The sequence below is a fragment of the Erythrobacter sp. genome (assembly GCF_038133525.1).
Lineage (GTDB): Bacteria > Pseudomonadota > Alphaproteobacteria > Sphingomonadales > Sphingomonadaceae > Qipengyuania.
On sequence record NZ_JAYPTL010000009.1, the window covers coordinates 46,289 to 56,586 of the forward strand.

Annotated in this window: 12 protein-coding genes; 3 read left to right on the forward strand and 9 right to left on the reverse strand. The window is 62.5% G+C overall.

Features of this window, described 5'->3' with window-relative positions:
- The 3 genes from AAFM29_RS03860 to AAFM29_RS03870 all read left to right on the forward strand — a co-directional run.
- Positions 1-608: cupin domain-containing protein (locus tag AAFM29_RS03860; protein WP_341711499.1), on the forward strand; the 608-nt coding region annotated here is incomplete at its 5' end.
- A gap of 65 nt (positions 609-673) precedes the next feature.
- On the forward strand, positions 674-1,669 hold the full coding sequence (cobS, locus tag AAFM29_RS03865; protein ID WP_341711500.1) for a cobaltochelatase subunit CobS: 996 nt from the start codon (positions 674-676) through the stop codon (positions 1,667-1,669).
- 60 nt (positions 1,670-1,729) lie between these two features.
- A complete protein-coding gene (locus AAFM29_RS03870) occupies positions 1,730-3,898 on the forward strand; it encodes a transglycosylase domain-containing protein (RefSeq protein ID WP_341711501.1) in 2,169 nt (722 codons plus the stop codon).
- Between the two features lie 14 nt (positions 3,899-3,912).
- Here AAFM29_RS03870 and AAFM29_RS03875 read toward each other — a convergent pair whose 3' ends face one another.
- The 9 genes from AAFM29_RS03875 to pyrE are packed head-to-tail and all read right to left on the reverse strand — an operon-like array spanning position 3,913 to position 10,159.
- Positions 3,913-4,320, reverse strand: a complete 408-nt coding sequence (locus AAFM29_RS03875; protein WP_341711502.1) for a PaaI family thioesterase — start codon at positions 4,318-4,320, stop codon at positions 3,913-3,915.
- Positions 4,313-4,771 carry a PaaI family thioesterase gene (locus AAFM29_RS03880; RefSeq protein ID WP_341711503.1) on the reverse strand — a complete coding sequence of 153 codons (459 nt, stop codon included), beginning with the start codon at positions 4,769-4,771 and terminating at the stop codon, positions 4,313-4,315. The genes AAFM29_RS03875 and AAFM29_RS03880 overlap by 8 nt, the downstream gene beginning before the upstream one ends.
- A 47-nt stretch (positions 4,772-4,818) precedes the next feature.
- Positions 4,819-5,313, reverse strand: coding sequence for a Holliday junction resolvase RuvX (gene ruvX, locus AAFM29_RS03885; RefSeq protein ID WP_341711504.1), 495 nt, complete (start codon positions 5,311-5,313; stop codon positions 4,819-4,821).
- Complete coding sequence (locus AAFM29_RS03890) at positions 5,292-6,440, reverse strand: DUF3089 domain-containing protein (RefSeq protein ID WP_341711505.1); 1,149 nt, start codon at positions 6,438-6,440, stop codon at positions 5,292-5,294. The genes ruvX and AAFM29_RS03890 overlap by 22 nt, the downstream gene beginning before the upstream one ends.
- Positions 6,430-7,530 carry an AI-2E family transporter gene (locus AAFM29_RS03895; RefSeq protein ID WP_341711506.1) on the reverse strand — a complete coding sequence of 367 codons (1,101 nt, stop codon included), beginning with the start codon at positions 7,528-7,530 and terminating at the stop codon, positions 6,430-6,432. The genes AAFM29_RS03890 and AAFM29_RS03895 overlap by 11 nt, the downstream gene beginning before the upstream one ends.
- Before the next feature lie 25 nt (positions 7,531-7,555).
- The gene (gene lepB / locus AAFM29_RS03900) at positions 7,556-8,443 is read right to left on the reverse strand and encodes a signal peptidase I (protein ID WP_341711507.1); all 888 of its coding nucleotides are present in this window, start codon (positions 8,441-8,443) and stop codon (positions 7,556-7,558) included.
- Positions 8,440-8,841 (reverse strand): holo-ACP synthase, encoded by a 402-nt coding sequence (acpS, locus tag AAFM29_RS03905; protein WP_341711508.1) that lies wholly within the window; start codon positions 8,839-8,841, stop codon positions 8,440-8,442. Before acpS ends, lepB begins: the two co-directional genes overlap by 4 nt.
- Positions 8,838-9,581, reverse strand: a complete 744-nt coding sequence (locus tag AAFM29_RS03910) for a pyridoxine 5'-phosphate synthase (protein WP_341711517.1) — start codon at positions 9,579-9,581, stop codon at positions 8,838-8,840. The genes acpS and AAFM29_RS03910 overlap by 4 nt, the downstream gene beginning before the upstream one ends.
- Positions 9,578-10,159 (reverse strand): orotate phosphoribosyltransferase, encoded by a 582-nt coding sequence (gene pyrE, locus AAFM29_RS03915; protein ID WP_341711509.1) that lies wholly within the window; start codon positions 10,157-10,159, stop codon positions 9,578-9,580. The genes AAFM29_RS03910 and pyrE overlap by 4 nt, the downstream gene beginning before the upstream one ends.
- Positions 10,160-10,298 lie beyond the last annotated feature (139 nt).

Below are 10,298 nucleotides of genomic sequence, written 5' to 3' on the forward strand. Positions count from 1 at the left end.
TGTGTATACGAGCCCGGCGCTGGCTCGTTGGTGTGGGGGGGGAGGGGGCGCGCGCCACCTCCATCGTCCGCTATGCTGCGGGATCCTCTTTCCCGGGGCATACCCACGGCGGCGGTGAGGAATTCATTGTCCTCGAAGGTGTCTTCCAGGACGAACACGGTGACTATCCGGCGGGCACCTATGTCCGCAATCCGCCGACCACCTCGCACGTCCCCGGATCAGAGCCTGGCTGCACCATTTTCGTGAAGCTTTGGCAGTTCGACGAAGCCGACCGGAACCAGTTCAGCGTCGACATGAACCAGCTTGAACTGGTTCCGATGTTAGGTTGGGATGGGGTCGAAACCGGCCTGCTCCATCGCGATGAGTTCGAAACGGTGAGGATCGAACACTGGCAACCGGGTGTCGAACGGGCGCTGTCGTTCCCTGACGGCGGTGAGATCCTGATTCTCGATGGGTCGCTCAAATCGCCTCAGGGCTTGCTGGAGCGGCATGACTGGATTCGCTTGCCTGCGGGCGACGCGATCCGCGCTACCGCGGGAGCCGAAGGCGTACGATTCTGGATCAAGACCGGCCATCTCGCGCATATCCGGGTCCCAGAAAGCAACTGATTTTTCGATGACCTCGTTTTCGGGCATTGCGGGGCGGGCTTGGCTTGTCTAGGCCCGCCACCGAGATGAACGATATGACCGACAAGACCTTCGACGCCTCTGCCAAGACAGTCCTCGCCGCGCCCGACACCACCGTCGATGTGCGTGAGACTTTCGGTATCGATATCGATTGGCAGGTACCCGCATTCAGCAAGCCGGATGAGCGGACGCCCGATCTCGATCCCGCCTATGTGTTCGATCCGGACACGACGCTGGCGATCCTCGCAGGCTTTGCGCATGACCGCCGCGTGATGGTGCAGGGCTATCACGGTACGGGTAAGTCGACCCACATCGAACAGGTCGCCGCGCGTCTCAACTGGCCGTGTATCCGCATCAATCTCGATGCGCATATCAGCCGTATCGACCTCGTCGGGCGTGATGCCATCGTGCTGCGCGATGGGTTGCAGGTGACCGAGTTCCGCGAAGGCCTGCTACCGTGGGCGCTGCAGCACCCGGTGGCGCTGGTATTCGACGAATATGACGCGGGTCGGCCGGACGTGATGTTCGTGATCCAGCGCGTGCTCGAACAGCAGGGCAAGCTGACCCTGCTCGACCAGAACCGCGTGATCCGCCCCGATCCGGGCTTCCGCCTGTTCGCCACCGCCAACACGGTTGGCCTTGGCGATACGAGCGGCCTCTATCACGGCACGCAGCAGATCAACCAGGGCCAGATGGACCGCTGGAACATCGTCGTCGGTCTGAACTACCTGCCCGCGGAAACCGAACAGAAGATCGTTGAGGCGAAGAACCCCGATATCGATCCGAAGATCCTGGCTGACATGATCAAGGTCGCCGACCTGACCCGCCAGGGCTTCATCAACGGCGATATCTCGACCGTGATGAGCCCGCGTACGGTGATCACCTGGGCGCAGAACTATGCGATCTTCAAGAACGTTGGTTTCGCATTCCGCCTGAGCTTCCTCAACAAATGCGATGAGGAAGAAAGGATGCTGGTGGCCGAATATTACCAGCGTGTGTTCGGCGAAGACCTGCCCGAAAGCGTTGTTGGCCGACAGGCGTAGCCGGGGGTTAATCTGCAACCCTCTATGCATCGCTGTGTTGTTCGTTTAACACAGTAGGCAATGGGCGTGTTCGATTCCTTCAGGCGCAAGCCGGAACCCGAATTCGGGAGTACCGGCCATCGTGGCTATTATGCGCTTCACGACAACGTCGATTATGACGACTGGGACGCTCGTCTCGGTCGGCTGGAAGCTGCTGTGGGCATGCAGGAGCGCGAGCGCCTGCGTTGGTGGCAGCGTGCCTATTGGCAAGGTCATCGCAAGCGCTGGTGGGCCGTCCGGATCGTGGGGGCAATCACCGGGCTGTTCATCGTCCTGGTCGCATGGCTGGCAATCACTGCGCCGCTCTCAAAATCGCTGGAGCCGATCGCTGCGCCGCAGGTTACGCTGCTTGCCGCCGACGGGACTCCGATTGCCCGCAACGGGGCTGTGACAGACGAGCCGGTCAAGGTCGCCGATTTGCCGCCACATGTGGTCGAGGCCTTTCTCGCGATCGAGGATAGGCGGTTCTATGACCATTGGGGCGTCGACCCCCGCGGCATCGCGCGTGCCGCCTTCACCGGTACCGGGGGTGGCAGCACGATTACCCAGCAGCTTGCCAAGTTCACCTTCCTCACGCCCGAACGCACGCTGACCCGCAAGGCGCGCGAAGCCATGATCGCCTTCTGGCTGGAAGCATGGCTGACCAAGGACGAGATCCTCGAGCGCTATCTTTCGAACGCCTATTTTGGCGACAATGTTTATGGTCTGCGCGCGGCGAGCCTGCACTACTTCTATCGCCAGCCTGAAAAGCTCAGGCCTAACCAGGCCGCGATGCTCGCGGGTTTGCTGCAGGCGCCTTCTGCCTATGCTCCGACCAAGCACTATGCGCGGGCCGAGAAGCGAATGAAGCTGGTCGTCAGCTCGATGGTTGCGGCCGGCTTCATTACTGAGGCCGAAGCGCGCGTGATGAAGGCGCCTGCGCTCGATGTGCGGGCCCGGAACGACCTGCCGACCGGTACCTATTTCGCAGACTGGGCCTTGCCCGAGGCGCGCGAGGCCGCTGCCGGTGGCTATGCCCGGCAAACCCTCACCACGACGCTCGACAGCCGCCTGCAGAACATCGCCCGGCGCGTCACCCAGCGAGCGCCGCTGGGCAAGGCCCAGGTCGCGCTGGTCGCCATGCGGCCCAATGGCGAGGTGGTCGCCATGATTGGCGGCAAGGATTATGAGAAATCGCCCTTCAACAGGGCAACACAGGCACGGCGCCAGCCCGGTTCGACCTTCAAGCTGTTCGTCTACCTCGCCGCCTTGCGCGCGGGCTGGAGCCCCGATGACCTGATTTCGAACATGCCGATTACCGAGGGCAGCTACCAGCCGAAGAACTCGCGCGGGCAGTATTCGGAAACGCTGACGCTTGAAGATGCCTTCGCCCGATCGAGCAATGTCGCCGCTGTGCGTTTGCTGCAGGAAGTCGGGAGCGAGAAGGTGATCGCGACAGCACGTGATCTCGGCGTCACTTCGCCCCTGGTGAAGGGGGATCCCAGCATGGCGCTGGGCACGCATACGATGACCCTGATGGAGCTGACGGCGGCCTATGCCGCGGTCGCGGCCAATGCCTATCCGGTCGAACCCCATGCCTTTGCCCGGCCTGAGCAAGGCTTCTTTGAGCGCCTGTGGGACGGCCCATCCAGCTTCTCATCTTCGACCCACAGGGAAATGGAACAGATGCTGCGCGCGGCGATCAATCGCGGCACGGGCCGTGCGGCCATCCTGAGCGGGCCGAACTTCGGCAAGACCGGCACCACGCAGGACAATCGCGATGCGTTGTTCGTTGGTTATGCCGATGACCTCGTAGTTGGCGTCTGGGTCGGCAATGATGACAACTCGCCGCTGGACGGCGGCATTTCGGGCGGTGGCCTGCCCGCGCGCATCTGGCGCGATTTCATGACTGCGGCGCAGGGTGCAAAGGGCAAGCCGACACCGGCCGCTCCGGATGAATATGACGATCCGGGTGGGCCCATCGAGCCGCTAGACGTGCCGGACATCGGGGACATCCCGCTGGGCGACGGCAATTCACGTCTGCGCGTTCGCGATGGTTCGGCCGTGTTCACGACCGAAATCGACGGAATCCCGTTCGAAATCGAGTTGGGCAATGAAGGCGTCGTGGTCGATGAGGCAACTATCGAAGCCGCGCGCCGTCGGGCGGAACAGGAAGCGCGGCGGCGCGAGGAAGAGGTTCCGCCAAACTGACGCGGGTCCGGTGCTCAGGCGTCGGCCATCAGGACATTCATGACGGCGGTTGCGATCGGGCGGGCCGGGTCATCCTGCCAGGCCTCGACCGTGATGTTTGCGCTGCGACGACCGAGTTTGGTGATCCGTCCTTTGGCGAAGCTGGTGCGGCTTTTCCCAGCGGAAAGATACTGGATCGTGACGTTGATCGGCTTGAGCATGGCCTTGCGGCCAAGCCGCTCCAGCTCGGCGCGCAACACGCCGTAACCGGCGGTTTCGAGCAGTCCGCCGGTCGCTCCACCATGATAGTGTTCAGGCCGCCCTTCGACTGTCGCGTCGAAATCGACGCGTAAAACGGGCGTGCCGTCCTCCCACCGCTCAACCGTGATACCGAGCGAACGGGCATAGGGCGTCAGTGCGTTGATGTGAGAGGCTTCAGCCATTCCATCCCACCGGCGGGCTGCTGGCAATCTTCATGAAGGCGCCCTGGATGTGGGCGACCGGATCGTCGGCATCACCGTCATGCGCGAAGCCGCGGACAAAGGCTGCGCTGCGCGTGACACGATAGCACTGGGAACGGCCAAACACATTGGCCCCCTCGCGCGCCGGGCGGACGTAATCGACACGCAGATCGAGCGTTGCGATGGCACTAAAATCAGCCATGGCCCGCCAGATCGCCATGCCACTGGCCATGTCCATCAGGCTCAGGATCGGACCGGAGGCGAGCACCTTGCCACCTTCCTCCGCCAAAAGGTCCTGCCGCCACGGCAGTTCGAGCTCTACCCAATCATCGCCATGGGCCGAATAGCGCATGCCGAGCCAGCCGGAATGGCCGCGGCTGGACATCAGCTGCACGGCACGCTGTGGGTCGAAACTGGGTTTGGCCTCAGTCATGCCGCGCGCGATAGCCGCCGGTCGCCGCGCCATACAATCATTTAATCTCAAGCGAGCGAAAGCCCGCCTCCTGCCAGCGCGTCGATCGCCCCCTGCAGAATGACGGCAGCGGCGTGGCTGTCGATCTTCTCGGCACGCTTGGCGCGGCTCAGGTCCTGCGCGATCATCGCGCCTTCAGCGCTGGCTGTGGACCAGCGCTCGTCCCACAGGAGTACCGGGAGATTGAGCGCCGCGCTGAGATTTCGCGCGTAAGCTCTGCTCGCCTGTGCTCGTGGGCCTTCGCTTCCGTCCATATTGCGGGGCAGGCCAACCACGGCACCCTGGATCGACCGATCCTGAACAAGTGCGCGCAAAGCTTCACTATCCTTGGAGAATTTTCCGCGTGAGAGCGTCTTTCCCGCGGTGGCGAAGCGCCAGCCGGCATCGCAGGTCGCCACGCCGACGGTCTTTGTTCCCACGTCGAGTCCCAACAAGGCTCCGCCATCTGGCAGCAGGTCGCCGAAATCGAGCGCGTTGTCGGTTACGAGCGGTTTGCCGTCCATGCCTTCACCCGTACGGTCACGTCGTCCTGCAGGTTCTTCCAGAAAAGCGGGATGTCGTAGACATGATAATTGTCGCCCGGCAGGACGCCTTCGCCCATTGCCGGGGGCTCTCCGATATAGAGCAATCCGTTCGGCCCGCAGCGGGCCGGGACCGCACCGGGGACCAACTCACCACGGGTCAGCGCGCCATCGGGAACCAATGTGCCGCGATTGGCGCTGGCTGGTGCCGAACCGCCCATGCTCCCGGTAAGCGGATTGACGCAAAGGATCGGGCCGTCCCCTCGTGACAGCCCGTCGAAACCGGGCGTGGCAGTATAGCGTTCCATGATCATCGAGGGATCGCCGCCTTCGGCGAAGGAAGACCAGGCGAGCACGCAACCAGTCTCGTCCGGCTCGGCGCAAGCAGGCAAGGGCAGGGCAGGGAGATCGTGTTCGACCGAAATTGGCCAACCGGGGGCATAGACGGCAACGACACGCCCAACGATGGGCGTTCCGGCAATCTCTTCACGCAAGAGGCGCAACACATGCCCAGATCCCTGGCTATGCCCGGCCAGAACGATCGGCCTGTCCGGCCCAACGCTGTCGATGAAGAAACGGAATGCCTGCAAAATATCGCCATAGGCGGCATCGATTGCCTGCTGTGCCTCGGGCTTGTCGGTCAGGAAGGCACCGGCCGCGGCCTGGCGGTATCTGGGAGCCCATATCTCGTCGGCACGATTGAAGGGACTGGCGAGCCCGCTGAGGAACAGGCGGGCGCGGTTTTCGGTGGCCGGATCATCCAGCGCGGCGTTCCAGCCGCCGCCTACCTTGATGTAGCTGGTGGGCGGCACGAAGAAGACCGCGAAAGAAGGGGCTCTCGGGTCACTGCGACCTCCCGAGGATGGTTTGGTACCGGCAGCCATGGCCGGTTGATAACGTGCAGGATCGCTGGTCCCGATGCCGGGCCGCGAATACCACATGCCGGGATCTTGGTAGGCATTGTCGGCCAGCGGTGGCTGCTCGACGAACTCGCCACGGGGCACGAGCGCGATTTGCGTCGCTTCGCGCGACCAAATCGACAAGGCAATGGTCGCAGCGATAGCTAGGGCGATAACAATTGCAACGAGATACAGGAATTTACGCGCCATTTTTGGCAATCCGTATGCGCTCACGTTCATCGGTCAGTTCTGCTCGCCGTTCGAGCGCGACCTTGATCATCGCGAGCAAGGGATCGGCGAGGAACAGGCCGATAATACCGAATAGCAGCCCCATGATCAGCTGAAATGCCAGCACAAGGGCGGGGGCCAGGTCGACCGTTTTCTTGGCGATCATCGGGATGACCACGTAGCCATCGAAGTTCTGCACGAAGAAATAGACGAAAATCGTGTAGAGCCCCATGTCGATACCGCCAGAGAAGCCGACCAGAACCATCAGAACGCCTGAAACCAGCGCGCCTAGGTTGGGGATGAAGGCAAGCAGTCCGGTCAGGATCGCGAGCAGTGCGGCCATCGGAACTGTGCCGATCCCGATCAACTGGGCCACAATCGTCAGCATCACATAGGTGAACACCGCCTCGACCGCCATGCCAAGCAGGCGCCCACCCATGAGCCGACGCATGGTCAGGCTCATCCGGTCGACGGTAACGTAGAAGCTTTCGCGGCGATTGCGCGGCAACATCCATGCTACGCCGCGTTCATATAGCTGCGGATCGAATGCAACATAGATGCCGATGACTACAATCAAGATCACAGTCGCTACACCGCCCAGCAGGCCGCCAAGCGCTTTGGTAACGGTACCAATCCCGCTGGTTACATTGCCGATATAGTTTTGCAGCTGGGACTGGTTGATTTCGACGCCGCGCTCGCGCGCCATCGCGATCAATTCACCCATTTGGCGCTCGATGATTGCGGGAAACTGTTCCGCTTCCCGTGTGATCGTGGCGCCGGCGAAGTTCGCCAGCCAGACCAGAAATCCAACCGCGGCGAGCAATACCAGGGCGACGCGCCATGTGCGACCGATCGGCAGAACCTTCCCGAGCAAGCGGGCGCCGCCGTCAATGATCGCCGCGAAGACCATTGCGCCAAAGATGGCCAGCAAGGGGCGCGCAACCGTCACTGCAAGGGCCAGGCCGCCGAAAACCGCAGCCCAGACCAGTGCCCGATTCACCTCATGGCGAAGCCTGGGATCGGAAATGCGAGACGGGCTGGAACCGAGGTCGTGCTCGTTGGTGTCGGGCATTTCGCGGTGATCCTCCCCTTCTTCCCTAGCTGGCGGGGCCGGCGCTCCGTTCCACCAGGGCCGGACGCAGGGTGGTTCCTGCCCGATTGCTGCGCAAGCTTGTAAACCAGCTGATCGGATTCAGCGAAGTGGTTCCATCGAGCGAGAAGGTGATGAACTCTGCCCGGCCACCAATATTGACCAGCGGCACTGGACCGCCGAGTCCCTTCGCCGCTATCTCTGCACGACTATCGGCGGAATGATCGCGGTTATCGCCCATCACGAAAACCGCATCGTCGGGAACTGTGATCTCGGGGAAATCGTCCAGTCCCTGCGATTCGTGATCGATAACCAGGTAGGTCGCACCATTGGGCATGGTTTCGCGCAGGACGGGGACGCGGCAAACGCGGTGTCCATCCTTGTCCGTCGCCCTAAATTCATCGGGCAGAAAACCATTGCAGGTCGAATTCTCGTCTAGCGGCAGGTCGAGCGCCGGTTCGACTCGCTGCGGAATCGGTACGCCGTTCAGGATGATCTGCCCACCGCGAACGGCAATCCGGTCGCCAGGCAAGGCGACAACGCGCTTGATGTAGTCTTCGTCACGCGTCGGGTGGACCGGAATGACGATGTCTCCATATTCGGGTGTCGCCGGCCACAGGCGCCAGTCACCCCGCGGGGCAAGGTGGAAACTGATCGAGGACCAGTTCCAGCCGTAAGGGTATTTGCTCACCACCAGCCGATCGCCGATCAGCAGGTTCGGCATCATCGATTCGGACGGGATGTAGAAAGGCTTGGCTACGAAGCTATGGAAAGCCAGCACTGCCAGCAACATGACTGCAAGCCCGCGGATTTCTGCAATCCAGTCGACCTTCTCGTCCGTCTTTTCGGTTTGTTTATCGGTGATGTCGTTCACTGCCGGGGTGCCGGTGCTCATGCGGGAAGGGCCTCGATAATCACATAGGCTTGCGCCCATGGATGATCGTCTGTGAGGGTGAGATGAATGCGCGCCTCATGGCCGTGCGGAACCATTTCCGCAAGCCGGATTGCCGCACCGCCTGTCAGTGACAGGGTCGGTGCGCCGCTAGGCGCGTTGATCACGCCGATATCCTTCATGAAAACCCCGCGGCGAAAGCCGGTGCCGACCGCCTTCGAGAATGCTTCCTTCGCGGCGAAGCGTTTGGCGTAGGTGCCGGCGATGGTGAAGGGGCGACGGCGCGCCTTGGCGATCTCGACTTCGGTGAAGACGCGATACTCGAAACGTTCCCCGAAACGGTCGAGCGAGTTCTGGATGCGCTCGATGCTGCACAGGTCGGATCCGAGCCCGATGATCACGGGCGGGCCTCGTCCATCAGATCGCGCATTCGCCTAACCGCTGCCTCGAGTCCCACGAACACCGCCTCGCCGACGAGGTAGTGACCGATGTTGAGTTCGGCGAGTTCGGGGATGGCGGCGATCGGTTTCACGTTCTCATATGTAAGCCCGTGCCCGGCATGCGGTTCGATGCCCATCTCCCGGGCGAGGGCGGACATACGGGCGATGCGTTCCAATTCGCTCGCCTCGCGGACCGTATCGCTATCCAGTCCGGCATGGGCATATTCGCCGGTGTGGAATTCGACCACCGGTGCGCCGAGGCGCCGTGCGGCGTCAAGCTGGCGCTCGCTGGCTTCGATGAACAGGCTGACCCGGATACCCGCGTCGGAGAGGCGCGCGACTATCGGCGCCAATTGATTGTGCAGGCCTGCCGCGTCGAGGCCGCCCTCCGTGGTGCGCTCTTCGCGCTTCTCCGGGACAATGCAGGCAGCATGCGGCGCATGGGCGAGGGCGATGGCCAGCATCTCCTCGGTCGCCGCCATTTCGAGATTCAGCGGAAGGTCGGTGGCGGCTTGGATGCGCTGCAGGTCGGCATCGCGAATGTGACGCCGATCTTCGCGCAAGTGCGCTGTAATCCCGTCGCCACCCACCGCGGCGACGATTTCCGCCGCCCGCACCGGATCGGGGTGGTCGCCGCCTCGCGCATTGCGGATGGTGGCGACGTGGTCGATGTTGACCCCAAGGCGAAGCCGCGTGCTCAGGACTTGCGACTCCCTGGCTTTGTCACGGGTATGGCTGCCAATTCGGCCGGTACTTCGCCCTCGGCATAGCTGGGGAAGTTGATCTCGATCAGCGGGTAGAAGGGTACGCCGAGATCGGCCTCGCCATTCGAACGATCGACCAGCGAACACTCGGCGATAACCTCGCCGCCTTCCCGTCCGACCGCGGCGATTGCCTCACGGCTGGACAGGCCGGTGGTGACCACGTCTTCGACCATCAGCACCTTGGCACCGGGTTCAAGGCGAAAGCCCCGGCGCAGTTCGAAGGTGCCTTCGGGCCGTTCGAGGAACAGGGCATCCTTCCCCAGAGCTCGGCCCATTTCATGACCGATGATGAGTCCTCCCATGGCTGGACTGACCACCGTGTCGATCTGCGCGCGCAGATCGCGCGGAAGTTTTTGCGCCAGCGCGAATGCCAGCCGCCCGGCGCGTTCGGCGTTCATCAATACGCGTGCGCACTGTAGATAGTGTCCGCTGTGGCGTCCGCTGGAGAGCTTGAAGTGTCCTTCGAGCAACGCTTCGCTCGCGCGGAATTCGTGGAGGATTTCTTCTTCGGTCATATGCGGCTGGCTCAAAGCGCTTTGCGGCGCTTTGCGCAAGCGTGAAGTGTTTATGCAGATTTTTCGTCCCTGCCGCTTGAGGCCCGGGCGACTCCTGCCTATAGGCGGCCCAAATCGCGCCCTGTTGCGGGGGTTTTCC